Raw genomic sequence first — 26,982 nt, 5'->3', positions numbered from 1 at the left:
TTTTAGGAGAATGCTTCTCAGTTTTAATTAGGTGCTGTGTTTAAGCTGTTTCTATGAAGTTGTTTCCTGTTCTTTTGCCTTGACGCAAAAGAACCAAAAAGTCAGGAAAGAAAAGATATACAGCACTTTTCTTTCTTTCGCCCTGATTAAGCTTTTGTGCTACTGTGGCTTCGGCAGTGGTAGTTGCATCAGCACGATGCGTGATAGCAGTTACGTTGATAGGATGAAAGTATCTCACGTTTATCGTTTCACGTTTCACGATTGACCATTCACGATTGACTATTCACGATTGACTATTCACGATTGACCATTCACGATTGACCATTCACGATTGACCATTCACGATTGACCATTCACCATTCACCAACATCAGGGCATTTGTTTTACATCCACGAGCGTGACTTCAAAGTATAGAATGGTATTGGATGGTATGGCGCCGGGGATACCGTTACAACCATAACAAAGGGAAGATGGGATAACCATTTTTATCTGCCCGCCTTTGGAGATCTTTTGCAGGCCCAGCTTCCAGCCATCAATAAAATCATTGAGCTCGCTGGCATATGGGGCAGAGAGGCTTTCGTCGAGCACATTACCGTTTAAGAAAGAACCTTTGTACAACACAAATACTGTATCATTCAAGTCCGGTGAGGGCGTGGTGCCGGGATTCATGATCTGGTAAAAAATGCCATTCTCATCTGTACTGGCACTGATCATATGGTCTGCACAAAATTTGGCCATTATAGCAGCCTCGGTCTCCGGCGCCACATTGGTGCACATGCCATTGTTGTCTTTTTTACCACAGCCGGATAGCAACAGAAAAGTGATGACAGCCGTTAACAGGTTCCTCATTGCAGTTGTTTGTATTGGTAAAGACAATATATGCAGTTAATTGGCTGCACCGGCATGCTGATCTGCCTGTTGTTTTTTATACAGTAACTCTTTGTAGTGTTGCTCATTCATGTCCCACTTGTATTTTTTGTAGAAGATGGCCGTAAAAACGGCAATGCCTATAACGGCGATCAGCAGCACGTAAGGATTCATTTGTGTATTGGCTACCATATTGGCGCGGCTATACCAGCCCAGATCAAGTGACAGCACCACACCGCCCGCAATGAGCAGGCCAAGCGGCAGGCCGATGAACAATTGCCTGAGCAACTTCTTTTCTTTACCGCGGTTCTTCTGCCAGTAGCGGATGAAATCTTCATCGTTTTTTGAAAGCATACGTGCAAAGGTAACATGCTGCATGAAAAATGATTACAGTAAATTTTGTTGCAATGCATGTAAAATCGGTATTTTGTTGCCAAAAAAAAGTGAACCATTACGATACGCTTATAAGAGACTATATATATGAACACAGGCAGGTGTCTTTTGAAAAAGTAGGGGAACTGGTAATGGAAGGTCATTCTCCTGCAGATCCGGCATCTTTTAAATTTACCTATAACAAGCGTGCCGCTACCACCCCGGAACTGATTGTATATATTGCTGAAAAGACAGGCAAGAATAAAGCGCTGATCGCTTCTGACATTGAATCTTTTGTAGAACTGATGCGCCAGTTTATGAATATTGGCAAACCGTACGAACTGGAAGGTGTGGGCATGTTTAAGCTGGGCAGCAGTGGTACTTACGAGTTTGCACCATTTGATCCCTCGCACAGGAAAGAGGAACCGCGCAAACAAAAAATGAAACAGGAAGCGCCGCTGATGGTAAAGAAGTCTTCCAACAAAGGGGTTCTTACTTTTATTGCCTTACTGATTGTTTTGGGTGTACTTGGTGTAGTGGGATGGGGGACTTATAAACTCTTCCTGGAAAAAAGTACAGCTAATGCTGAACCGTCAGCCGCAGTTGAAGATACAGCGGCGCAGGTTATACAAACACCGGTTGTGCACGATAGTGCCACAGTGGTGAAAGACAGTGTATCCCGGCCGGATTCGGCAGTTATTGCTGCAACCGGCGATTCTGCTTTTTACAAGTTTGTACATGAGACAACCACTTCGGCGGCAAGAGCATACCAGCGTACCAATGCACTGAAAGCTTTCAAACATCCATCGTTTGTTGACAGTACCAAAAAAGATACAGTAACTTATTATACACTGTATCTGCGGTACAAATTAAAGACCGCTGATACAACTGTGATGCGGGACTCCCTGCAAAAATTATTGGGAAGAAAGATCAGCATTAAACAGTGACAGTAATTTTATAAACCCTGGTAATGGAAAAGATACTTCGAATACTGCCGTTCATTTTTTGGGGATTGCTTGTAACAGACTGTGTGCTGATATCGCAGGGCTTGCATGATTACAGGATTTATACCAAAACGTTGCTGGTGCCCGTATTACTTATTGGCGTTTATGCGGCCTCCCAGGAAACGAAGCACAGGAAATCGAAAGTGATAATCACACTGGCATTTTTCTTTTGCTTCCTGGGCGATTTCTTTTTACTGAATGACGCGGAACTAAGCAATTTCATCCTGGGCCTGTCGGGCTTTTTGCTTGCACACCTGTTCTTTATTTATTTCTTTTTGCGGCTGAAAAAATTTTCTGATAAGTACCGGCTGTTTCTCTTTGCAAACACATTTATCATACTCGTTTATATTGGAGCTTTGTTGTTTGTGTGCCATACAGGAATTATGCGGAACAACATGGAGATACCGGTTGGGTTGTACGCCATTGTGCTTGGTCTGATGTTGCTGACCGCTATACATACCGTTAATAACAAAAGCCTGCAGAAACTGGCAAAGGTTTATTTTATACCCGGCGCATTGTTTTTTGTATTGTCGGATTCACTGCTTGCCCTGCAGAAGTTTGCATTGGATATAAGGTATGGAGGCATACTGGTAATGGTGACATATGCCGCAGCTATTTTTATTCTTTACCTGGGTGTGATACGTTTTTTGAGGAAGTAAGTTAATGCACGTCATAAGTGTTGTTCCACCCATCATTTTGCAGTTTGTCTACTTTAGCCATTACTTCCTGCTCCAGTTGTTGTTTGTAAGCGCTTACTTTTTTACTGACAGAGTCATCAAAAGCACCGATGATAGTGGCGGCGAGGATGCCGGCATTTTTGGCGGCGTTAAGGGCCACTGTTGCCACCGGTATACCGTTGGGCATTTGTAAAATGGATAGCACAGAATCCCACCCGTCGATTGAGTTGGATGATTTGATTGGTACACCTATAACGGGCAATGGTGTGATGGACGCAACCATACCAGGTAAGTGTGCTGCACCACCGGCACCGGCAATGATCACTTTAAGACCACGATCTTTTGCTTTGGAGGCATAATCAACCATTCGTAACGGGGTGCGGTGTGCGGAAACAACGGTAAGTTCGAATGCAATATCAAACGCTTTTAGTATGTCTGCCGCAGCCTGCATGATGTTCAGATCACTATCGCTGCCCATGATAATAGCTACTACCGGTTGATTGATTGACATATACCTGTAAATATTTGTTCGTGTTTAAATGTAATGCGTGACCTAACTGATGACTTTAAGTGTGTTTTTTATTTTGTGTGCTTTATAGGTAAGCTCATTGTACTCTTTGCTGATGATCGTTACATGCCCCATTTTACGACCAGGCTTGGTTTGCTTTTTACCATACAGGTGCACAAATACATTATCCATCTTCAGTACTTCATCAAGGCCATCGTATTTTGCTTCGCCGCTATGGCCTTCTGCGCCCAGGAGATTTACGATGGAAGAGGGCAGAATAGGGTCTGTATTGCCCAACGGGTAATCCAGCATAATGCGCCACAGCATATCGTACTGGCTGCAGTAATTTGCTTCAATAGTATGGTGGCCACTGTTGTGCACACGGGGCGCTGTTTCATTTACCAGCACTTCATTGTTGTTGTCAACAAAAATTTCAATGGCAAATAAGCCCGGGCTGTTCAACGCCTTTACCAGTTTAATGGCAATGGCCTCTGCTTTCCACAATACTTCGTTGGTAAGTTTTGCGGGGCTTACCTGGTAATCCAGCAAATTGAGTACAGGATCGAATACCATTTCTGCAGGAGGGAAGAACGCCGTTTCTCCTTTGCTGTTCATGGCTACGATGATGGCGATTTCTTTTTTGATATTGACCATTTTTTCGAGCACAGACGGCGCGTCGAAAGCTTTGTCGAATTCTTTTTCTGTTTTCAATACCTGCACGCCTTTACCGTCATAACCGCCCTCGCCGAGTTTATGTACTGCGGGCAAAAAACTGGTATGATAGTTTAGCTCGGCAATGCTGTGGGTAATTCTGAAATCGGGTGAGGGCACTTCGTTGGATTTGTAAAACTCTTTCTGTGTTATCTTATTCTTGATGGTTTTGATGGCCGAAGGTTTGGGATAAATTTTTACACCTTCCTGTTCCAGTTTTTCCAGTGCTTCCACATTTACAGCTTCTATCTCTACGGTCACTGCATCCAGGTGTTTTCCAAAATTATACACGGTCTCAAAGTCTTTGATATCGCCCTTTACAAAATGATGGCAGAGGTGTGCCGCGGGGCATTGTTCATCATTTTCGAGTACATATGTTTCCACCACATAATTAGCTGCTGCCTGCAAAAGCATTCTTCCTAACTGACCACCACCAAGAATTCCAACTTTCATTTTATATGTTTAAAAAATTTTATGAGCAATGCATTGTGTTGCGCTATGAACCCCTTGTAACATTTGCCCCGGGGCGCTACCTGTAAGCAATAATTGTGCTACATGGCGAAGATAATTTGAGTTGCGGATTTAGCTGTTTATTTTTATAACTTTGCCCTAACGATGCTACCAGACTATCCACATAAAATTTTTGGTGACAAGCGCTTTAACTATTCCCTGCTTATGGAAGCGCTTGCTATGGATTCCCCTTTTTTTTAGCGATTGGGCAAACGCTCATCGTGTTGCAAAGCGAACAGAACGTACAAGAGTGCGACGCAACAGAAGCATCATGCTTGTTCTGTTGCCCGGCTCATCATCTTTTTCTTACCTAAAAAATTTTTATGATGGACACATTGATTGCTCCCGGCAAAAAAGCCGTAAACAATACTGATTTTTTACCATTGCAGGGTACTGATTATGTAGAATTTTATGTGGGCAATGCCAAACAGGCCGCTCATTTTTACAAAACAGCTTTCGGCTTTCAAAGTCTTGCGTATGCAGGGCCGGAGACCGGTTTAAAAGACAGGGCAAGCTATGTGGTAAGGCAGCATAAGCTTACTTTTATGTTTACCACGCCACTTAAAGCAAACAATGCCATTGCTGATCATATATACAAACATGGTGATGGTGTAAAAACACTTGCGCTGCGCGTGGATGATGCGAAAGATGCGTGGCTGCAAACAACACAACGCGGCGCTAAAAGCTACCTGGAGCCACAAACCATTACCGATGAACATGGGGAAGTGGTAACAAGCGGCATTCATACCTACGGAGATACTGTGCACCTGTTCGTGGAGAGAAAAAACTACAACGGAGTATTCATGCCCGGTTTCAGGGAGTGGAAAACTGTTTATAACCCGTCATCAACCGGTTTGTTGTATGTAGACCATTGCGTAGGTAATGTGGGCTGGAACCAGATGACACCATGGGTTAAGTTTTACGAAAATGTAATGGGTTTCAGGAACATCCTGAGTTTTGATGATAACGATATTTCTACCGAATACTCAGCGCTGATGAGCAAGGTAATGAGCAATGGCAACGGGTTTGTAAAATTTCCCATCAACGAACCTGCAGAAGGCAAGAAAAAATCGCAGGTAGAAGAGTACCTGGAATATTATGATGGCGAGGGTTGCCAGCACGTGGCACTTGCAACAAATAATATTGTAGAAACTGTAACGGAACTGCAAAACCGTGGTGTGGAATTTTTAAAAGTGCCTTCAACTTATTACGATGACCTGCTGGAAAGGGTGGGGCACATAGATGAAGACCTGGAGCCGCTGAAAGATCTTGGCATTTTAGTAGACAGGGATGATGAGGGGTATCTGTTACAAATCTTTACCAAACCTGTAGAAGACAGGCCTACATTGTTTTTCGAGATCATACAACGCAAGGGCGCTAAGAGTTTTGGCAAAGGAAATTTTAAAGCGCTTTTTGAAGCTATAGAAAGAGAGCAGGACCTCAGGGGAAACCTGTAAACATAATTTTGCATATTATACAAAGCCTTCCGGTTGAGAAGGCTTTGTTATTTATGTATTACTGTGGCAATATTGAAGATTGCCATGCGTTTTTACCAGTTCATCAGAAAGTTTTTCTCATCTGTCGTTACATTTTTTAATACAATCGATAATTTCGCTGGCATGAAGTACGTGGCACTGTCGCTGTTTTTTACGTTGGTATTGGTGGTTGCAAAAGCGCAGCCTTCTTTTTTTGATGCACAAAAGAACTACCCTAAAGTGGCGGTAGCCATTAAAACAAGACAGGATACTATTATAAAGCAGTTTGAAAAGGCGGGTCTTGTATGGCCACCCAAAGAGATCTACATCAGGTCTTTTAAATACGACAGCCAGATGGAGATATGGGTACGCAATGAACAAAGCGAATCTTTCAAGCTGTTCAAGACTTATCGCGTATGCGCACTGGCGGGTACGCTGGGGCCCAAACGTATGGAAGGCGATTACCAGGTGCCAGAAGGTTTTTATTATATTACTGAATTCAACCCCCGCAGCGAGTTTCACCTGTCGCTTAAACTCAATTATCCCAACCAGTCAGATAAAAAACTCAGCGATTCACTGCGCCCCGGCGGCGGTATTTACATTCATGGCAGTTGTGTTACGGTTGGCTGCATACCCATTAATGATATGCAGATAGAAGAGTTGTACGTAATTGCAGCCGCGGCAAAAAATAACGGGCAGGATTTTATTCCCGTACACATCTTCCCGGTGCGGTACAACAATTCCAAAAGTGTAGATTACCTCAACCGTCTTTTCAAAGACAATCCCGGTATAGAACCTTTTTCTGTAAAACTCAAAGAAGCATACGAATATTTTGATAAGGAAAAGCGTGTGCCTGTTATTGCAGTAGGCAAAAAGGGCGAGTATTTTATTATGTAGTATAGGTATAACTCCGGCATCAGTACTTTGTGGCATCTTCGTTGCGTCGCAGTCCGTTCATCTGCATATCAATAAGCATCTCCGGTTCGCGGTTCATACACCCAATGGGTTGTTTTTTTGTGTTGTGTAATCACCTGTTGTTTCCCTTCTTTGTTGCGTAAATTCATTAATAATTGTAAAAATGACATTTATTTTTCCTGGAGTATCCAATAATGATAAATTTGGATAAGTAAATGCTAAAAACTGTTAAAAAATAGTTTAAAAAAAGCACTTGGCGTTTTCAGAAAATGCTAACTTGTGCACACGATTGCGCACTTTGTCTCAGAGAATAACAATACACGATATTGCCAGGGAATTGAACCTAACAACCGCTACTGTTTCAAGGGCGCTGAACGATCATCCGCGTATAAGTACAGAAACAAAGCAGCTGGTGCAGGAGAAAGCCCGGCAACTGAAGTACCGGAGAAATAAGCTTGCGTCTTCGTTAAGATCCGGTAAGTCGCACACAATAGGCGTAATTATACCCAGTGCACAAATGAACTTTTTTGGGTCGGTGGTGCACGGTATAGAAAACACTGCCAGCAGCAATGGCTACAGTATAATCCTTTATCAGTCTGAAGAAACAACGTCGCTCGAAAAGAAGGCAATTGAAACTTTCTTAAGTGCGAGGGTAGATGGTATACTGGCATCTATAGCAAAAGAAACAGTAGATTATACACATTATGTAGAATTGAGGAAGCGTAATATTCCACTTGTTTTTTTTGACCGCACAAACGAAGAGTTGCAGGTACCTTCTGTAGTAATAGACGATTACCGCGGTGCATTTTTGGCTACAGAGCACCTCATAAAAAACGGGTATGCGAGAATAGCGCATGTGGCCGGTCCGCAGCACATCAAGGGTTTCAGGGACAGGTTGAGTGGTTATAAAGATGCGCTGCTGGCCAACAACAGGACCATTGTTAATGAATATATCTACCAGGGAAATGTATCACTGGAATCCGGCAAAGAGGCTGCAGATTATTTTCTGAATTTAACAGCACCGCCGGATGCGGTTTTTGCGGTGGAAGACTTTACGGCCCTGGGCGTTATCAAGTGTATGAAAGAAAGGAATGTAAAAATTCCCGAAGATTTTGGCATCATCGGCTTTGCTAATGAAAATTTTGATGAACATATTACCCCGGCTTTATCATCAGTAGATCAACAAACGGTACAAATGGGCAAAGAGGCGTTTAACTTACTGATGGAAATTATCAAAGCTAACGATGGCAAAGCCAGGGTGAAAGACGATACCAAGATCGTGCTTGATCCGGTATTGTTTTTCAGAGAATCATCTACCGGAAAATCGAATTGACTGACGAAGGTATTGACGTAACTGCTTATCTAAAACCATAAACATAAATAAATGCGACAGCCCTCTAGTAATGGACCATAGGCTCATGCCTGTTATGCAAAAGCTTACACAAACTAAATCTTTTAACCACTCCAATTTGCTTGTTATGAGAAAAAACTACAGTAAAACTTTTTTACTTGAGCGGGCATTTTACAATTTGCTTGCTGCAGTTTTTTTAACCGGCATTGCTGTATCAATGCCTGATTATTCTTTCGCAAAAGATTTCTATTCAGCACCAGACAAAAAAGTTACCGGTAAGGTAACAGATGAAAAAGGTGCGCCACTCTCAAATGTTTCAGTGTTAGTTAAAGGCACCAGTAAAGGAACCACCACAGACCTCAGTGGTGCATTTTCTATTACTGTAGCAGATGATAGAGCTGTTTTGGTAATCAGTTATGTGGGTTACCAAACCAAAGAAATACCGGTAGGCAGTCAAACTGACCTGAGTATTGCTTTGAGTATTACATCAGAAAATCTGACAGACGTAGTTGTGGTAGGTTACGGTACGCAGAAAAAAGTTACTGTTACCGGAGCCGTTAGTGCCGTAAAGGGCGAGGCACTTGTTAAATCACCGGCTGTTGACATGTCGAATTCACTTGCAGGCCGGTTGCCTGGTCTTGTGGTTGTACAAACCAGTGGTGAGCCAGGTTACGATGGCGCTTCTTTAAATATCAGGGGTGTTAACACCATTGGTAATAATAGCCCGCTGATCGTAATTGATGGTGTGCCGGAAAGAGAAGGTGGCCTTGGAAGACTCAATCCACGCGATGTCGAGTCAATTTCTGTATTAAAAGATGCGTCGGCTGCTATTTATGGATCCCGTGCAGCGAATGGGGTTATATTAATTACCACAAAAAAGGGCGCCCAGGGCAAACCTAAGATCACTTATGATTTCAATCAGGGCTATTCTCAGCCAGGTACAATTCCAGAAATGTCAAATGCTGTTGAGTATGCTAAAATAATGAACGAGATTCCAATTTATAAAAGCATACCTGTAAATGAATGGCAGGCAGCATGGACAGCTATACAGCAGACAGGAAGTTATGATTCACCTACTGAAGGTGTAGCTACCATAAATGCAAACTATAGTCCTGAAGCAGTTGAGAAATACGCAAACGGAAGTGATCCATGGGGGTATCCTAATACAGATTGGTTTGCCGATGCGTTCAGAAAATGGGCTCCTCAGTCAAGGCATAACCTGCAAATAAGCGGAGGTTCTGAAAATTTCAGGTATTTTACCTCGCTCGGTTATGTAAACCAGGATGCTATTTACAACAATTCTGCAACACGTTACCAGCAATATAATTTAAGAACAAACCTCACTGCAAAAGTGAGCAACTATATCAGCACCACGGTAGGTATTCTGGCACGCAGAGAGCAGCGCAGATTTCCTACAGAAAGTGCAGGTTCTATTTTCCGTATGTTGATGCGTGGTCGTCCGACAGAGCCTGAAGTATGGCCAAATGGTTTGCCGGGCCCTGATATCGAGAACGGTCAGAATCCTTATGTTATTACAACCAATGCAACGGGTTACCAGGATAATCCTAAAGATTTCTTACAAACCAATGCTACTGTAGAAATCACAAACCCATGGATAAGTGGTTTAAAACTTACCTTATCAGGAGCAGTTGATAAATTGAGTGAATCAAATAAATTGTGGCAGACCCCCTGGATGTTATATACATGGGATCGGATTACTTATGAAGCAGACGGTGTAACGCCAAAACTGGTAGGTGCTGTAAGATCCAATTTTACAGATCCCCGGTTAACCCAGGGATATTACTCTGTTCTTAATACCAATCTTACTGCATTACTTAATTATGACACCAAAATTGGCGGTGTACATACAATCGGTATTCTCGCAGGCGTAACGAAAGAAACTTTTAAAGCAGACAACTTTGTTGCTTATAGAAGAAACTTCATTTCTCCTGCTGTTGATCAGCTCTATGTTGGCGGTACTATACAAACTGCCTCTAATGATCTGTCAAATCCTTCAAGACTATATAACAGGGCCAAACTTGGCTATTACGGCAGGGTTCAGTATAACTATAAGGAGAAATATCTCGCAGAGTTTTTATGGAGATATGACGGATCTTATATGTTTCCCGAAGACAAACGTTTCGGCTTCTTTCCAGGTATACTCGTAGGCTGGAACTTAACCAATGAAAGTTTCTTTAAAGTTAAAGGCATCAACTACCTTAAGTTAAGAGGTTCTTATGGTCAGATGGGTAATGACCAGGTATATAGAAATGGTGTTCTCAACGAGTACGCTTACCTGTCTACCTATGGTTTTGGCAGCTACCCAATAGGTGGGGTTGTGGCAACTACATTGTATGAAACAGTGCTGGCAAACAATAATTTCACATGGGAAGTAGCAAACAATTATAATGTTGGGTTAGACGCGACTATTTTGAACAATCATATCGATTTAACGTTAGAGTACTTTTTCAACAAGAGAAGCGCTCTTTTGATTGATGAAAGAGGAATCATTCCAAACTCATCAGGTATTGCAAATCGCCTGCCCCCGGTAAATAACGGGCGAATTGACAATAAAGGGTTTGAGTTTTCACTTGCTTATAAAGGTAATCTTAGCAAAGACTTTTGGTTCAGGGCAGGTGTAAATGGTGGTTATGCAAGGAATACCGTTAAATATATAGCAGAAAGCAAGGCAAACCCGGATTATCAATGGCAGGAAGGCAAACCTTACCAGGCTTTTCTTGTTTACAAATCTGCGGGTGTTTTTCTCGACCAGGCTGATATAGACAAAAACACATTAGATTATAGTTCAGTTACTGGCGAACTTATACCCGGTGATATGAAATTTGAAGATGTGAATGGCGATGGAAAGATTACACCAGATGACGCTGTGAGACTTAATAAGAGTGAATTTCCCAACTTCAATTTTGGGGCCACTATTGAAGCAAGGTATAAAGCGTTTGACCTTAACATACTATTCCAGGGAGCTGCAGGAGCATTAATACGGGTGCAAACCGAATCTGGTGATATTGGCAATTACCTGAAATATTATTACGATAACAGGTGGTCAATTGATAATCCCAGCAGCACGAATCCAAGACTGGCCAGCCGCGGAGATACTTATTTCACCGGCGGAGCGTATGGAAATAACACGTATTACCTTTTCAGTAAAAATTACATTCGTATGAAAAATATTGAAATTGGTTATACTTTACCAGCGCGCTTGTTGGATAAGGTTAAAGTAAGCAACTTCAGAATTTTTGTGAATGCGCTTAACTTATTTACCGTTTCTAAAATGAAAATTTTTGATCCAGAAGCTACTGCCGGTAGTGGTGTATATTATCCTCAATCAAGGGTAATCAACGGCGGTCTTAGTTTAACATTCTAAAAATCGATGTATGAAAAAAGCATTAATTGTAATCAGTGCAGTTGCGTTTGGTGTAACTATTTCTTCATGCAATACTGATTTCCTAAATACGAAACCACAGGACAGGGTGTCCAGCGATGCAACATGGGGTGATGGCCCTCTTTCCAATGCCTTCGTCTTAAACATCTACGCCTCACTGGGCTATGGAGGTTTTGAAGAACAGGCGCTCGCTGCGTATACAGATGAAGCAATGTTCACACATGCAGGCAGAAATATCAACAATTTTACAGAAGGTACGGAAGAGCCCGGAGGCCTGGCCTGGATGAGCGCCACCTATTATTGGGATAATATGTATGCTGCTATCAGGGATGCAAACATTGCATTAGAAAACCTGCCAAATGCAACTTTTACAGATGAAGTGTTAAAAGAACAGTTGCAGGGCGAGGCTCATTTTTTAAGAGCCTACTACTACCAGCAATTATTAAGGTTTTATGGCGGCGTACCTATCATAGATCGCACCTATGGTTTGAATGAAGATTACTCTATCGCAAGAAGCTCTTACGAAGAATGTGTAAACTTCATAGTGAGTGATCTGGACCAGGCAGCGCAAATGCTGGATGGTAAAACCCTGGTAGATGGCCGCGCTTCTAAACTCGCAGCCATGGCACTTAAGTCAAGAGTGTTATTGTATGCGGCGAGCGATTTGCATGACCAGACAAAGTCGCAAACGCTTTTGTCAGGCTACAGTAATAAAGAATTACTGGCTTATACAGGTGGAGATCAGCAATCCAGGTGGCAGGCCGCAAAAGCTGCTGCAAAAGCTGTTCTTGACGCGTCACAAGGTTATAAACTGGATCTTTCAGCCCCGGTTTCTGCTGAAGATGGCAGACAGAATTATATCTCAATTGCAATGGGTGGTAAAAGCGCAGTGGGTGATGCTGCTGCAGCAGTAGAACTTATCTTCCAGAGAACTTCTACAACGCTGTACACACAGGAAGACAACTGGCCGCTTGGTGGTATTCACTATGGCATCAACAACGGACCTAACGGTTACCATAACTGGGCAGGTAACACGCCTATTCAACAACTGGTAGATGATTACGAAATGATGGATGGCTCTAAGTTTGACTGGAATAACGCTGATCACAAAGCACATCCGTATACAAACCGCGATCCAAGGCTTTATGGTACGGTAATGTTTGACGGCGCAGACTGGAAGCCAAGACCTGCAGATGTTGCAGACAGAGATCCTGTTAACCAGATTCAGACAGGTTACTATGCAGATGGTTCCGGCGGTTTTATTAACGGTATTGATACGCGTGAATCTCCCATCGAAAACTGGAATGGCAGCCGTACACACTACTACACAAGAAAATTCATCGATCCTAATCCTGCATTGCCTGATAACCAGTCAAACGGACAGGTTGTGCCATGGCCATTTATCCGGTATACAGAAATGGTATTGAATTATGTTGAAGCGTGTATTGAAACAGGAGACGAGGGTGAAGCCCGTACATGGCTGAACAAGATCCGTTTCAGGTCTGGTATGCCGGCAATTAACGATGCCGGTACAGCTCTGAGAGATCGCTATAGAAATGAACGCAGGATTGAATTAGCATACGAAGAGCATCGGTATCATGATGCCAGGAGATGGATGATACCCGCTACAACTGTAGGCCGTGGTATCAAAGCAATTGATGTAAGGGCTACACTAAAACCTGGCAAGTCTCCGCTGGTTCCTTACAGGCATGATGAAACAGTTTACGATTATACTTATACTGTTCAGGCCAATACAGAAAATGAAACAAGGGTGTGGAAAGATAAAATGTACTACAGGCCAATAAGCAGGGATGAAATGAGTAAGAACAATTTACTGGTTCAGAATCCTGGTTATACAGATTAATTAAATTTATACTGTTATAAAAAAATCTATCCCGACAGGGATAGATTTTTTTTAATGCGCAAATGTGGTAAGAATGATGATGTACCCGGCAGTAAGTTTTTTATTGAGCTTTTGTTGCGTCGCACACTTCAGCGCTTTGTTTACTATTTTACAACGAAGCGCTTTTTCCTGACAGCATCATATTCCAACCCAGCGAAAAAGCTTCGTGTTGCACAGCTTTATTGTGGTGTACAAGTGTGCGACGCAACCAAAGCCAAATGCATGTAAAAAAGTTGGGCCCATAATAAAACTTCGTATTAAATTACCGGTCGCTAATTGCAATCAATGAATTTTTCAAGCAGATCACTTTTCATGTTTTCTTTTCTTTTGTTTTGTGCGTGTCATGAGCAGGCAGAAGAGGAAAGTGCACCCCAAAAAACTTCAACCGGCAAAGAGTTATTTGTTTTGGTAGATCAGTCAGAGTCAAATATTACCTTTCAAAATACCCTTACAGAAGGACTTAATACCAACATCCTGATGTATGAATACTTTTATAACGGTGGTGGTATTGCGACAGCAGACTTTAATAATGATGGTCTGATTGATTTGTACTTTACCAGTAATATGAGCGATAACAAGCTTTACATCAATCGGGGCAATTTCAAATTTGAAGATGTTACAACTGTTTCTGGCGCCGGGGGCAGAGCCGGACCCTGGAAAACAGGGGCAAATGCGGTAGATGTAAATGCAGATGGCCTGCCTGACATATATCTATGTTATTCAGGCGCAATGCCTGAAGCTAAAAGAGCCAACCAGCTGTTCATCAATAAAGGCGCAGGAAAGAATGGTGTTCCCCTTTTTGAAGAAAAGGCAGCAGCCTTCGGTCTTGCCAGTACAGGTTTTAGCAACCAGTCGTATTTCTTTGATTATGATAAAGATGGAGACCTGGACATGTTATTATTGAATCATAACCCTAAAAACTTACCTATTCTAAATGTTGAAGCCACTGCCAAACTCTTCAAACAGGATAGTCCCGATAAAGGCTTGCGTCTGTTAAAGCAATCCAATGGAGTGTTTGAAGATGTGACCGTAAAGGCAGGAATCAACGGCTCTGAGTTGAGTTACGGATTAGGGATTGGTCTTTCTGATTTTAATGAAGATGGTTATCCTGATTTTTATGTGTCTAATGATTATGCTGTGCCCGACTTTTTATATATAAATAATGGTAACGGTACATTTACGAATACAATAGAAAGCGCTATAGGGCATACAAGCCAGTTCTCTATGGGCAACGATGTTGCAGATGTAAACAATGATGGCCTGCCCGATATTTTCACGCTTGATATGTTGCCCGAAGATAATCACAGGCAGAAGTTGTTGCTGGCGCCTGACAACTACCCAAAGTTCAATATGAATGTGCGCAGCGGCTTTTATTACCAGTATATGCGTAATATGTTGCAGATAAACAATGGTAACAATACCTTTAGTGAAACAGGACAACTGGAAGGTGTATCTAATACCGACTGGAGCTGGGCTCCGCTTTTTGCTGATTATGATAACGATGGATGGAAAGATTTGTACATTACAAACGGCTATTACCGCGATTATACCAATCTGGATTTCATCAATTACATGAACAGTTATGTAGAAGCGAGAGGTAGACTGCAGCGCGAAGACGTTATGGAAATTATTAAGAAGATGCCATCATCCAATGTTGTAAACTATATGTTTAGAAATAAGCAGGGTAGTGGCTTTACCAACGCAGCAACAGAGTGGGGTATGAACCAGCATTCGAACAGTAATGGAGCTGCCTATGCAGATCTTGATAATGATGGTGATCTGGATATAGTGGTAAACAATATCAATCTTCCTGCTTTTCTGTATAAAAATGAATCGGAAAAACTTTCAAAGAATAATTTTATCAATATCAGCCTTACAGGAAGTGCCGGCAATTTGCAGGGTATTGGTGCTATAGTTACTGTTTATAGTAAGGGGCACATTCAAAAAGTAGAACAATACCCTGCTCGAGGCTACCTTTCAAATGTTTCTCCTGTGCTGCACTTTGGTCTTGGGAGCACTTCTTTAATTGATTCACTTATCATCACCTGGCCCGGCGGTAAAATGCAACGCCTTACTGATGTGAAAGTAAACCAGCTGATAAAACTAAATGAGAAGGAGGCACTGCTTAATCGGCTTAAGCCGGCTAAAGTACAAACCTGGTTTAGTGAAACAATGCCCGGCATTCAGTTTTCAGATAAAACAGATACCAGCATCAATGATTTTAACAGGCAGGCGTTACTTATCAGCCAGCTTTCTTATAATAGTCCCTGCATGGTAAAATCAGACCTTAATAAAGATGGATTGGAAGATTTGATTCTTGGAGGAAATGGCATTCAACCAGCGCAATTATACATGCAGTCTGCCAATGGTAGTTTTCGGCAAAAAATAATAGCCGATTTTGAGAAAGACAAGCAATATGTAGATGCAGCAATTGCTATTCTGGATGCTGATAAAGATGGAAACGCTGATATATATATTGCAAGCGGCGGTTATCACAGCATTGGAGATTCGTTTTATTTGCTGCATGATCGCTTATACATTGCTGATGGCAAAGGAAATTATAAGCGTAGTAATTTATTGCCCGCTATTGCTGGCAGCAAATCGAGTGTGGCTGTAGACGACATCAACGGAGATGGCGCACCAGATATTTTTGTAGGTGGAAGAGTGGTGCCGGGCCGTTATCCTGAAACGCCGGTAAGCTATATCTTAATCAATGACGGTAAAGGCCGGTTTACCGATCAAACCAAAAAAGTTTGCCCCGCATTAGCTACCGCAGGCATGGTTACTACTGCCCTATGGGCAGATATGGACAGAGACCAGGAAAACGAGTTGATCGTGGCAGGCGAATGGATGCCCATCACGGTATATAAAAAGCAGGATGGTAAGCTCATTGATCAGTCAAAAAAATTCTTCAGTAAGCAATACAAAGGCTGGTGGAATACTATTGAAGTAGTTGATTTAAATCAGGATGGAAGGCCTGACATCGTCGCCGGAAATATCGGTTTAAACATGCAGTTTCACGCCTCCGATACAGAGCCGCTCGATCTTTACTACAAAGACTTTGACAACAATGGCTCTGTAGACCCTGTATTTTGTTTTTATATCCAGGGCAAACGCTATCCCTATATAACAAGAGATGAACTGGTTAGCCAGTTACCCGTATTGCGCAAACGTTTTGCAGACTTTAAAAGCTATGCCGATGTTACTTTGGATCAGCTTTTTGAAGAAAAAGATTTGAAGGGCGCTGGTCACCTTACGGCCAATTTTACAGCTACCACATGCTTCATGAGTACTGCCGGGGGAGCGTTGCAGGAAACAGCTTTGCCCATACAGGCGCAGTATGCGCCTGTTTACACAATAGATACGCTGGATTTTAACAAGGATGGAAACAAAGACCTGTTATTGTGCGGAAATAACAGTTACTTAAAAATAAGGTTGGGAAAAGCAGATGCAAATTACGGCGTATTACTTGCCGGTGATGGGAAAGGGAATTTTACGTATATTAACCAGCGTGAATCCGGCTTCCATATACGTGGAGATGTAAGAAGCTGCATTCAGGTAAACAATAAACTATATTTTGGCATTTGTGGCCAAAAACTAACTGCTTACTACTTGTCTAAATAGAGAAAATGAAAAAGTTTTCGAAAGCTTTTTCTGGTATTTATTTAAATACCGGCTGCTGTATTTCATGGCATCTTCGTTGCGTCGCAATCACTTCATCGGTTGTGCATATGGCATCTTTTTGGCTGCCCCGACGGTCTAAAAGTTTAATGGCGCCGGCAGCCTTTGTATGTTGCCTCTTGCCTTTTTTAGCATGTAATAAAGAGCCGGTGCCAAAAGATTATGAACTGGCTGCTGCCTGGGCCGATATGACTGTTTACATACTTAAAACCACACCGGCAAACTCACCAACATTTGCTTCACGTTCGCTTGGTTATATCGGTCTTACCATGTACGAGTCTGTTGTCAACAGCAGCACTGCTTACCGTTCTGTGGCAACGCAGCTCAACGGGCTGGGAGCGCTGCCCATACCAGGTAAGGACTTACAGTATAACTGGCAGATATGTTTAAATGCGGCACAGGCAGCCATCATCAGAAACATTTATATTCAGACGTCTGACGATAACAAACGCAAAATAGACTCGCTGGAAAAAAGTTTTTTAAAGCGCTATAGCGGCGGTATCGATCAATCGGTTGTTAATCGTTCTGTGGCTTACGGCAAAACCATTGCTGCAGCCATTTTTGAGTGGTCTAAGAATGATGGCGGGCATCGTGGCTATCTCAATAATTTCGATAAGAAGTTGATACCACCGCAAAAGCCCGGTTGCTGGCAACCACCATTATACGCTCAAACATTTTCTCACTTTCCTTTACACCCACACTGGGGCAAAAACAGAACATTTCTTGCGCAGGATTCGGCTGTAGCGGCGCCAGTGTTTGTTTCTTATGATACTGCGCCATCCTCTGGTTACTATCAGCAATTTATACAGGTATATGAAAAGAACAAATTATTAAGCCAGGATGAAAAAGAGGCTGCCATTTGGTGGAGCGATGATCCTGAAGTTACGCCCACACCACCTGGCCATTCCTATTATCTTGCAACAATAGCGATAAGGAAAACACAACCTTCACTGATCAAATGTGGAGAGACTTATGCAAAATTAGGTATCGCATTGGCCGATGCTTTCAGAAACTGCTGGAAATGGAAGTATCAGTTTTATTCAGAACGAGCTAACACTTTTGTAACGCAGCATATAGATGCCCGCTGGGAATCGTTTTGGCCAGATCCTCCATTTCCGGCTTTTCCATCAGGGCATGCCATCCAGGCAGCTGCAATGGCTACAGTTCTTACCGATTTATATGGCGATAGTTTCTCATTTACAGATAGTCTGCACGTTGGACGACCCAGGGATGAAATTAGGAACGTAGATTTTAAAGAAAGACATTTCAACTCTTTTTGGCAAGCTGCAAATGAAACAGCCAATTCAAGATTTTATGGTGGAATACATATTCCCCAGGATAATGAAAGAGGTATAGAAAAAGGAAAAGAAATTGCAAAGAATGTAATTGGTCTGGAATGGAAAAATTAATCGCAACACCGTTTATATAATCTCCGGCAAAACTGTTGCAGGTAGAAGGATTTAAAGAGTAAAAATAATTTATCAGTTGCGCTGGTGGCATAGAGTGTTTTCGTTATTTGCTTGTTGTTGCACCAGTCATTAGTGTGAATGGTTTGAATAATTTAACCAACTTAACAACCGTAAAAATGTCCCGCTTTATTACTACTGCTGTGGTGTATGTGCTGCTTTTACCTTATTCCGGGTATGCACAAAAAAGGTTTACAGATGTTACCGACTCTGCGGGCATTCAACATGCGTTTAAAGTTTATGAAGGTATGTTTGGCGGCGGTGCTTGTATAATCGATTTTAATAATGATGGCTACGAAGATATTTACATCACAGGAGGCATGAACAATGATGTATTATATAAAAATAATGGCAACGGTACTTTTACAAATGTGTTTGACAACTCCGGCTTAACTGTTACAAAAGATTTTGTTACTCAGGGTGTTTCGGGCGCAGATGTAAATAAAGACGGGTTTGTAGATCTATTTGTAACAACAATTACCAGCAGAACAACCAAGCTGCCGATACCAAGGGAAGTGAATTTACTTTTCCTTAATAACGGCAACGGAACTTTTAAAAATGTTACAAAAGAATACGGCCTGGATAAAATGTACTCTTTTAGCACCGGTGCAAGTTTTGGCGACTTTAACGGAGACGGTTATCCTGACATTTATGTGGGTAATTATTTTAATCAGTTTGAAGGAAAATTAAATTTTATAAACGACGCAACCGTAGTAGGTGCCAACCAGATTGCAAAAGGCTATTTATTATTAAATAATAGCGGCAGAAAATTTACAGATGTGTATGAAAATTATGGTCTTGATTACCGGGGTTTTGGATTTGGCGGCGTTTTCACTGACTATGACAATGATGGAGACCAGGACCTGATAGTTAATCACGACTTTGGGTATAAGCGCACCCCGGATATGTTATTGCAGAATGAGTATCCTGAACAAAAATTTACAGATGTCGGCAAAGAAAAGAACATGGATCTGCGTATTAATTCCATGGGTACAGCTGTCGGTGATTACAATAATGATGGTTTAATGGACTATTACTTTACCAACATAAAGTTTAATATGTTTATGGTTAATCAGGGAAGTGGACGGCCATTCATAGATAAAGCCAATGAATTAGGCATGGGCATGTATGCCATTAGCTGGGGAGCAAACTTTGCAGATTTTGATCATGACGGAGACATTGATTTATACGTTGCAAATGGCGACCTGAACCCTGACTGTCACCCGATGGCTGATTTTTATTACGAGAATAATGGCGGAAGATTCACTGAAAAGGCTACATTATACGGCCTTGCCGATTACGGTATTGGCAGAGGTTCTGTTGTATTCGATTATGATAATGATGGAGACCTTGATTTGCTTGTAGTAGAAGAAGAGCCTGTATATCCCAACTATCCGGTACCATCTGTTACAAAGCTGTATAGAAATGATTCTGCAAAAGGCAATTGGATAAAAATTGCGCTTAGAGGTGTGCAGGCTGAAACTCATGGAATCGGTTCAAAAGTAGAGATCCACATAGGAAATAAAATAATGATCAGGGAAATCGATGGAGGAGGTTCTAGTCATATCTCGCAGAATTCGGTGATAGCGCACTTTGGGTTAGGTGAGGTACAAAAAATTGACAAAATAATTGTTCGTTGGTCCGGGGGGGCAAAACAGGAACTACTCAATGTAAACGCAAACCAGCTAATAACGATTACAGAAAATGTATTGCTCAACAAACAAACGGATAGTAATGCTTTGGTCTATCTCATCACAGGCGGTATCGTTATAATCATAATTATGATGGCAATAATATTACTGCAAAGAAGGAAGAAAAAATCAAATGTATAATACCACGCACTTCAAACAAAAACCCCGCAGGTACTGCGGGGTTTTGTATAACCGTAAAACGATTGTAATTAATAATCCATACCCATACCACCACCCGGCATTGCAGGAGCAGCAGCGCTCTTAGGCTCTGGTTTGTCAGCAACAACACATTCAGTTGTTAATAACATACCTGCAATAGAAGCAGCATTTTCCAATGCTACACGGCTCACTTTAGTAGGGTCAATAACACCAGCTTTAAAAAGGTTTTCATATGTTTCAGTTCTTGCATTGAAACCGAAATCTTTTGTACCTTCTTTAATTTTCTGAACAACGATAGAACCGTCTATACCGGCATTAGCAGTCAAAGTGCGGATAGGCTCTTCCAAAGCACGGCGAACGATTGCCATACCTGTCTGCTCATCAGCAATCTGGCCTTTTACTTTAGCTTCAAGGCTTTCAATAGCACGAATGTAAGCTACACCACCACCAGGCACAATACCTTCTTCAACTGCTGCACGTGTAGCATGTAAAGCATCATCTACACGGTCTTTCTTTTCTTTCATTTCTACTTCTGTAGCAGCACCAACATACAATACAGCAACACCACCGCTTAGTTTGGCAAGACGTTCCTGTAATTTTTCTTTATCGTAGTCAGATGTAGTTGTTTCGATCTGCGCTTTAATCTGGTTAACGCGGGAAACGATCTCATTTTTCTTTCCTTTACCGCCAACAACAATGGTATTGTCTTTGTCGATAGTTATAGAAGCTGCCTGGCCAAGAGATGTAAGGTCAGCACCTTCCAGTTTATGACCCATTTCTTCGCTGATTACTGTACCTGCAGTAAGAATAGCAATATCCTGCAACATTTCTTTCCTGCGGTCACCAAAACCAGGTGCTTTAACAGCAGCTACTTTCAATGTACCACGTAATTTATTTACTACCAGTGTAGCCAATGCTTCGCCTTCCAGGTCTTCAGAAATAATCACCAGCGGACGGCCACTTTGTGCAACTTTCTCCAGTATGTGAAGAATGTCTTTCATTGCAGAGATTTTCTTATCGTAGATAAGAATGTATGGATTCTGTAATTCAGCTTCCATTTTCTCGCTGTTTGTAACAAAGTATGGAGAGATATAACCGCGGTCAAACTGCATACCTTCTACCACGTCTACTGTAGTATCAGTACCTTTCGCTTCTTCTACAGTAATTACACCTTCTTTACCAACTTTTGCAAAAGCTTCAGCAATCAGTTTACCGATTGTTTCGTCATTGTTAGCAGAGATTGTTGCAACCTGCTGAATTTTTTTGCTGTCGTTACCCACGGTCTGAGACTGTCCTTTCAGGTTTTCAACAACCAGTGCAACAGCTTTATCAATACCGCGTTTAAGATCCATTGGGTTTGCACCTGCAGCAACCATTTTCAGGCCTTCGCTGATGATTGACTGAGCCAGTACAGTTGCAGTAGTAGTACCATCACCTGCAATATCAGCAGTCTTAGATGCTACTTCTTTTACCATTTGTGCGCCCATGTTTTCAATCGGGTCTTCCAGTTCAATTTCTTTGGCAACTGTAACACCATCTTTTGTTACAGCAGGAGCACCAAATTTTTTCTCAATAACAACATTGCGACCTTTAGGTCCTAATGTAACTTTAACTGCGTTGGCAAGAACATCTACACCACGCTTCATTTTATTTCTTGCCTCGATATCGAAGAAGAGTTGTTTAGCCATAATATTAAAATTTGAAAATCGGTTAATAATTAATTTGAATCTTAAAGAGCAGTTTGTACACCTGCACATTTACTTACCCGAAATTTTTTGTGTACCAGGCGGCAGCAATACTATTAAGCAGTCGTTGCGTCGCACTCTTGTACTATAGAATAAGTATTGAGCAGCTCCGCGGTTAGATTATCGCAAGTATATCGCTCTCTCTCATGATCAAAAGGTCGTTGCCTTCAATCTGGATCTCAGTACCGGCATATTTGCCATAAAGTACTGTGTCGCCAACTTTTACAGAAACAGGCTCATCTTTCTTGCCTGGGCCTGCAGCTACAACGGTACCACGCTGAGGTTTTTCTTTAGCAGTGTCCGGAATAATAATACCACCAGCAGTCTTCTCTTCAGCACGGGCTGGTTGGATGATTACCCTGTCATGCAGAGGGGTAACATTGATCTTTTTAGCCATAATTGTATGAATTTAAAATTTAGTGAACAGTTGATTGTTAATGCAGTTGGGTTAGCGATTACTGTGCCACGCAGCCATTACGAGCCAAAATTGCATTTTTTGCAACCGCTTATTGCACAACTGCGAATAGTTGGCAGCATTAACAGGACGGCAAAGAAAGTGTTTTGCGCAGCAGTGACAAAATTTCATTTAACCCTTTTGCCGGCGGCCACGCATAAACAGAACGCTGCAGCCGCCAAAAGAGCAGAACCATGAACCGAGCGTGGCAACAGGCGATGCCATGAAACACTACTGCCGGTACCAAAAAATATTGCTGTAAAATGGCATAACTCATATCTTCAAACCTTAATTAATAACCTATGGCAATCAAACTTATTGCAGACAGCGGTTCCACCAAATGTGAATGGTGTTTAATTGCCAACAACAGGAAAAAGAAAATTATTACGCAGGGTATCAGTCCTTATTTTTTAACTGCAGCAGAAATAGTGGCACTGTTGCAAAACGAACTTGTAAAAAAGATCAAAGATGTACAGGTTGACGAAGTGCATTACTACGGTACCGGGCTTGGCAACCCCGATAATGTAAAAGTTTTAAAGAAAGTTTTAAAGAAAGTTTTTCCCTCGGCCAAAATAGAGGCCAATATAGATTTGCTGGCAGCAGCAAGAGCCGTTTGCGGAAATGAAAAAGGTGTTGCATGCATTTTGGGTACAGGCTCAAACAGTTGCTACTATAATGGCAAAAAAATTATAAAAAACAGCCCGGGTTTAGGGTACGTATTAGGCGATGAAGGCAGTGGTGCATACCTTGGCCGGAAAGTGATACAGCATTTCCTCTACAATACATTTGATGAAGAGCTGCTGCTTCGCTTTAATGAACAGTTTAAAACAAACGCAAACGATATACTGGAGCACGTTTATAAAAGGCCACAGCCAAATCGTTATCTTGCTTCTTTCGCGGTTTTTCTTGCAGAAAACCGCGGCCACTATATGATTGAAAATATTATAGAAGATGGCCTGAATGATTTTTTCTTTACACATCTGTACAAATACAGGGAAAGCTGGTTATACCCCATCAGTTTTGTAGGTAGCGTTGCATACGGACTGCAGGATGTGTTGCAGGATTTGTGCAATACGTACGAACTTGAATTGGGCAAAGTGCTCAAACAACCAATGGATGGATTGATCGCCTATCACACAACAGCATAAGTATACACACGTATGAAAGATTTTACAAGAGTTACCGAGCAGCCTTCTCCATACAGGCACCAGGAAAAAATGTCTGTGCTGGAAATTATTACCAATATTAACAATGAAGACAAGAAAGTGGCTTTTGCAGTAGAGAAGGCTTTGCCTGCAATAGAGCGACTCATTAGCGCAGTGGTAGATAAAATGCTTGCAGGTGGCAGGCTGTTTTATGTTGGTGCAGGCACCAGCGGCAGGCTTGGTATACTGGATGCAAGTGAATGCCCGCCCACCTACGGTGTACCTACAGATCTTGTAACCGGGGTAATAGCAGGTGGCAATGTTGCCATTGTAAAATCTGTGGAAGACGCAGAAGATGACGTAATGCAGGGATGGGAAGATCTTGTACAGCACCGTGTAAGTAAAAATGACTTTGTTATTGGAATTGCAGCAAGTGGTACCACGCCCTATGTGATTGGCGCTATGGAGCAATGCGGGCAGCACGGCATTGCTACCGGCTGTATTGTATGTAACGAAGGCAGCCCGCTTGCGGCAGCCGCAGATTATGCCGTGGAAATAGTTGCAGGGCCTGAATTTGTAACCGGCAGTACGCGCATGAAAAGTGGTACCGCGCAAAAACTGGTACTTAATATGATCTCTACCACAGCCATGATACAACTGGGCAGGGTAGAGGATAACCGTATGGTAAACATGCAACTCAACAATACCAAGCTAAAGGACCGCGGTACCAAAATGCTCATGGAAAAGATCAACAGCTCTTATGAAGAAGCACACCGCCTGCTGGAAGAATATGGCTCGGTTAAAAAGGCGGCCGAAGCATTTTTAAAGAAGTAATTTTTTGCTGATGGAATTAAAGAACAGCCGTTTCATTATTACGATTACTGTTTTACCTGAACATCTTGATGATGTGTTGCATGTAAACAATGTGATATATGTGCAATGGATGCAGGATATTGCCTCTATGCACTGGAATACATTTGCGTCTGACGAATTAAAGAATACCGTGCTGTGGATGATCAAACGGCATGAAGTAGATTATTACAACCAGGCCTTCCTGCATGATGAGCTGCAAATGACAACGTGGACGGGCGACTATACCAATGTTACCTGGAAAAGACATTACGAGATCATACGCCCGGCAGACAATAAAAAGATCATTACTGCCGCCAGTACCTGGATACCGCTCGACAGACTTACACAGCGTCCGCGAAGGATTGATGAAACACTCATCAATATGTTTGCCTAAACCGCAATCCTGATATTATTGGTTGTTCTGTCGGTATTGCCCGCAGCATCAATTGCTCTCTCTGCCTGTTGCACGTGCCTGTTGTTGTGTGCAATAAGAAACATAAAAACGTCACCCAGTTTTAGCTTGATAAATGGTGCGATCGATATTGGTATTCTTATCGTATTAAGGTTTACGTTGGCAGCTTTGTCCAGCAGTACCAATAGTTTTTCCTGCTGATCTATGAACCTTGCAATTACTTCGTCACTTAAGCCTTCATTGGTGATGGTATAATTTTTTGGGGCCTTCATTTTTTTACTGCCTTTACCGGGACTTGTCTGCATCATGTTTGTAAAATAATTGCCCAGCCAGCCCGGCGTAAAAATGGCAGAGGCTGAATTGCCTGTCTTGTTTGCCTGCATAATGGCTTGCTCAATTGCCGGCAGGTAATAATCACCATACATATTCAAATGGCCAATACACTGCATAGCGCTCCATGCATTTGGCGAAGGTTGTTTTTTAAAAACGGCAGGTGTTATCATTTGCCATTCTCTTACTGCTTTGTCAAGTAATGTTTCCGTTTGTTGTTGCAGCTTTAACAGCAAGGTTGGTGTGTTGTATGTTTGCATTGTTTGTGTGTTTGTAATGCAAAGCTGCATGTATATCAAAAACAAATTCTTGGTAAAGACCAAGATTTTCTGCCAGGTATATTTTATAATCTTACCGAGCCCAGTAATTTACTGAATGTAGTGGCGTCTAAACCTAGGTAAGAAGCAAGATATTTATGTGGTATAAGTTGTAAAACATGCGGGCTTCTCCTGAGTAATACCCTGAATTTTTCTTCTGCCGAAAAACATTGTATTTCTATTTGCCGTTCCAGCACGCCTGCAAAAGTAAAGCTCAACGCTTTAAACATGCACGTTTGAAAATTATGGTACCGCATCAGCAACTTATTTACCTGCCTGTATTCTGTTCTTAGAAATTTGCTGCCGGTAAGCGTTTCAAGAAAAAAGCGTGAAGGCTGTTGTGTAAGAAAAGAATCAACAATACCGGAAAATGAAAATGGATAGGAAAAAACAATCGTAGCTTCTTTGCCGGCATCATGCAGGTAAAAGCCCCGTTGCACGCCATTCAGTACAAAGTACAGGTGGCGTTCGGTTTCGCCCGCTTTGGTAAGCATGGTTTTCCGCTTTGCATCAAACCTTTGCCAGATGGCAGCAAAATCAGCCCATTCATTTTCCTGCAAAGGGTGAATTGCAAAAATAACCTTTCGTAAATGTTCCAGTGCAGCCTGCAGTTCCATCGTACTCTAAAGTAATTACAAACACGTTTACAGGATTACTTTTTTTGAATGATACCGGCAGTATATCCCTGATTGGGCTTTTGTTGCGTCGCAATCCGTTCATCGTTCTTATCGCTATTGGGCAAGGTTACAGTCCCGCAAAAAAACAACATGGCCCGCATCGGTGCTGAATATAGATATACAGTACAAGAGTGCGACGCAAGAGGAGGTGCACACAGTGCTGCTGCCGGGTACATAAAAATGATGTTTTGCATAGTTTGCTGCTCCCGGTGCAGTATTGTGTAAGATTAAAAACAACTGAAGCATTTTGTGGCAGCATGATGGCTAATACAATAACTGCATATGCCCGCATGTTATATAAACAAAATAGCAGGGCTTATACATTTTTTGCTGCATTTGGAAGATTATCGTTTGGTT

At 42.0% G+C, this 26,982-nt stretch carries 22 protein-coding genes; 13 read left to right on the top strand and 9 right to left on the bottom strand.

What is annotated here, in order from left to right:
* Window positions 1-40: 40 nt before the first annotated feature.
* From I5907_RS18305 to I5907_RS18295, 3 genes are all read right to left on the bottom strand, one after another.
* On the bottom strand, window positions 41-259 hold the full coding sequence (locus I5907_RS18305) for a hypothetical protein (protein WP_196992237.1): 219 nt from the start codon (window positions 257-259) through the stop codon (window positions 41-43).
* Between the two features lie 110 nt (window positions 260-369).
* Complete coding sequence (locus I5907_RS18300; RefSeq protein WP_196992236.1) at window positions 370-849, bottom strand: FKBP-type peptidyl-prolyl cis-trans isomerase; 480 nt, start codon at window positions 847-849, stop codon at window positions 370-372.
* Between the two features lie 36 nt (window positions 850-885).
* Window positions 886-1,245, bottom strand: coding sequence for a hypothetical protein (locus I5907_RS18295; RefSeq protein ID WP_231402162.1), 360 nt, complete (start codon window positions 1,243-1,245; stop codon window positions 886-888).
* 65 nt (window positions 1,246-1,310) lie between these two features.
* Between I5907_RS18295 and I5907_RS18290 the strand changes: the two genes are divergently transcribed.
* Complete coding sequence (locus I5907_RS18290; RefSeq protein ID WP_196992235.1) at window positions 1,311-2,186, top strand: hypothetical protein; 876 nt, start codon at window positions 1,311-1,313, stop codon at window positions 2,184-2,186.
* Window positions 2,187-2,209: 23 nt separating this feature from the next.
* The gene (locus I5907_RS18285) at window positions 2,210-2,902 is read left to right on the top strand and encodes a lysoplasmalogenase family protein (protein ID WP_196992234.1); all 693 of its coding nucleotides are present in this window, start codon (window positions 2,210-2,212) and stop codon (window positions 2,900-2,902) included.
* A gap of 1 nt (window position 2,903) precedes the next feature.
* Here I5907_RS18285 and purE read toward each other — a convergent pair whose 3' ends face one another.
* Window positions 2,904-3,431 (bottom strand): 5-(carboxyamino)imidazole ribonucleotide mutase, encoded by a 528-nt coding sequence (gene purE, locus I5907_RS18280; protein ID WP_196992233.1) that lies wholly within the window; start codon window positions 3,429-3,431, stop codon window positions 2,904-2,906.
* Between the two features lie 42 nt (window positions 3,432-3,473).
* On the bottom strand, window positions 3,474-4,592 hold the full coding sequence (locus I5907_RS18275; protein ID WP_196992232.1) for a 5-(carboxyamino)imidazole ribonucleotide synthase: 1,119 nt from the start codon (window positions 4,590-4,592) through the stop codon (window positions 3,474-3,476).
* A 380-nt stretch (window positions 4,593-4,972) separates the two neighbouring features.
* Here I5907_RS18275 and hppD point away from each other — a divergent pair, with 380 nt between their 5' ends.
* From hppD to I5907_RS18235, 8 genes are all read left to right on the top strand, one after another.
* A complete protein-coding gene (gene hppD / locus I5907_RS18270; protein ID WP_231402161.1) occupies window positions 4,973-6,106 on the top strand; it encodes a 4-hydroxyphenylpyruvate dioxygenase in 1,134 nt (377 codons plus the stop codon).
* Window positions 6,107-6,169: 63 nt separating this feature from the next.
* Entirely contained in the window at window positions 6,170-7,021 is an 852-nt protein-coding gene (locus I5907_RS18265; RefSeq protein WP_346266794.1) for a L,D-transpeptidase family protein, read from the top strand.
* 316 nt (window positions 7,022-7,337) lie between these two features.
* Window positions 7,338-8,372: a LacI family DNA-binding transcriptional regulator gene (locus I5907_RS18260; protein ID WP_196992231.1), complete on the top strand. Its 1,035-nt coding sequence runs from the start codon at window positions 7,338-7,340 to the stop codon at window positions 8,370-8,372.
* Between the two features lie 145 nt (window positions 8,373-8,517).
* On the top strand, window positions 8,518-11,775 hold the full coding sequence (locus I5907_RS18255) for a SusC/RagA family TonB-linked outer membrane protein (protein ID WP_196992230.1): 3,258 nt from the start codon (window positions 8,518-8,520) through the stop codon (window positions 11,773-11,775).
* Window positions 11,776-11,785: 10 nt separating this feature from the next.
* On the top strand, window positions 11,786-13,657 hold the full coding sequence (locus I5907_RS18250; RefSeq protein ID WP_196992229.1) for a RagB/SusD family nutrient uptake outer membrane protein: 1,872 nt from the start codon (window positions 11,786-11,788) through the stop codon (window positions 13,655-13,657).
* 324 nt (window positions 13,658-13,981) lie between these two features.
* The gene (locus I5907_RS18245; RefSeq protein WP_196992228.1) at window positions 13,982-17,320 is read left to right on the top strand and encodes a VCBS repeat-containing protein; all 3,339 of its coding nucleotides are present in this window, start codon (window positions 13,982-13,984) and stop codon (window positions 17,318-17,320) included.
* A gap of 206 nt (window positions 17,321-17,526) precedes the next feature.
* Complete coding sequence (locus I5907_RS18240) at window positions 17,527-18,786, top strand: phosphatase PAP2 family protein (protein WP_196992227.1); 1,260 nt, start codon at window positions 17,527-17,529, stop codon at window positions 18,784-18,786.
* 176 nt (window positions 18,787-18,962) lie between these two features.
* Window positions 18,963-20,675: a CRTAC1 family protein gene (locus I5907_RS18235; protein WP_196992226.1), complete on the top strand. Its 1,713-nt coding sequence runs from the start codon at window positions 18,963-18,965 to the stop codon at window positions 20,673-20,675.
* A 68-nt stretch (window positions 20,676-20,743) separates the two neighbouring features.
* On the opposite strand, the gene groL is transcribed toward I5907_RS18235, so the two are convergent.
* Both groL and I5907_RS18225 read right to left on the bottom strand, forming a co-directional pair.
* The gene (groL, locus tag I5907_RS18230; RefSeq protein ID WP_196992225.1) at window positions 20,744-22,381 is read right to left on the bottom strand and encodes a chaperonin GroEL; all 1,638 of its coding nucleotides are present in this window, start codon (window positions 22,379-22,381) and stop codon (window positions 20,744-20,746) included.
* Between the two features lie 172 nt (window positions 22,382-22,553).
* On the bottom strand, window positions 22,554-22,835 hold the full coding sequence (locus tag I5907_RS18225; RefSeq protein ID WP_147188363.1) for a co-chaperone GroES: 282 nt from the start codon (window positions 22,833-22,835) through the stop codon (window positions 22,554-22,556).
* Between the two features lie 359 nt (window positions 22,836-23,194).
* Here I5907_RS18225 and I5907_RS18220 point away from each other — a divergent pair, with 359 nt between their 5' ends.
* Genes I5907_RS18220 through I5907_RS18210 form a run of 3 tightly spaced genes read left to right on the top strand, consistent with a single transcriptional unit; the run spans window position 23,195 to window position 25,283 of the window.
* Window positions 23,195-24,040, top strand: coding sequence for an N-acetylglucosamine kinase (locus I5907_RS18220; RefSeq protein ID WP_196992224.1), 846 nt, complete (start codon window positions 23,195-23,197; stop codon window positions 24,038-24,040).
* A gap of 12 nt (window positions 24,041-24,052) precedes the next feature.
* Window positions 24,053-24,871 (top strand): N-acetylmuramic acid 6-phosphate etherase, encoded by an 819-nt coding sequence (murQ, locus tag I5907_RS18215; RefSeq protein WP_196992223.1) that lies wholly within the window; start codon window positions 24,053-24,055, stop codon window positions 24,869-24,871.
* A gap of 10 nt (window positions 24,872-24,881) precedes the next feature.
* Entirely contained in the window at window positions 24,882-25,283 is a 402-nt protein-coding gene (locus tag I5907_RS18210; protein WP_196992222.1) for an acyl-CoA thioesterase, read from the top strand.
* Here I5907_RS18210 and I5907_RS18205 read toward each other — a convergent pair.
* Both I5907_RS18205 and I5907_RS18200 read right to left on the bottom strand, forming a co-directional pair.
* Window positions 25,280-25,891: a DinB family protein gene (locus I5907_RS18205; protein ID WP_196992221.1), complete on the bottom strand. Its 612-nt coding sequence runs from the start codon at window positions 25,889-25,891 to the stop codon at window positions 25,280-25,282. The two genes, I5907_RS18210 and I5907_RS18205, sit on opposite strands and share 4 nt — an antisense overlap.
* Before the next feature lie 83 nt (window positions 25,892-25,974).
* Window positions 25,975-26,565, bottom strand: a complete 591-nt coding sequence (locus tag I5907_RS18200) for a Crp/Fnr family transcriptional regulator (protein WP_231402160.1) — start codon at window positions 26,563-26,565, stop codon at window positions 25,975-25,977.
* Window positions 26,566-26,982: the final 417 nt, after the last annotated feature.

The sequence above is a fragment of the Panacibacter microcysteis genome, assembly GCF_015831355.1.
In the GTDB taxonomy this organism is placed as follows: Bacteria; Bacteroidota; Bacteroidia; order Chitinophagales; family Chitinophagaceae; genus Panacibacter; species Panacibacter microcysteis.
This window is presented reverse-complemented; position numbering and strand designations above follow the sequence as displayed.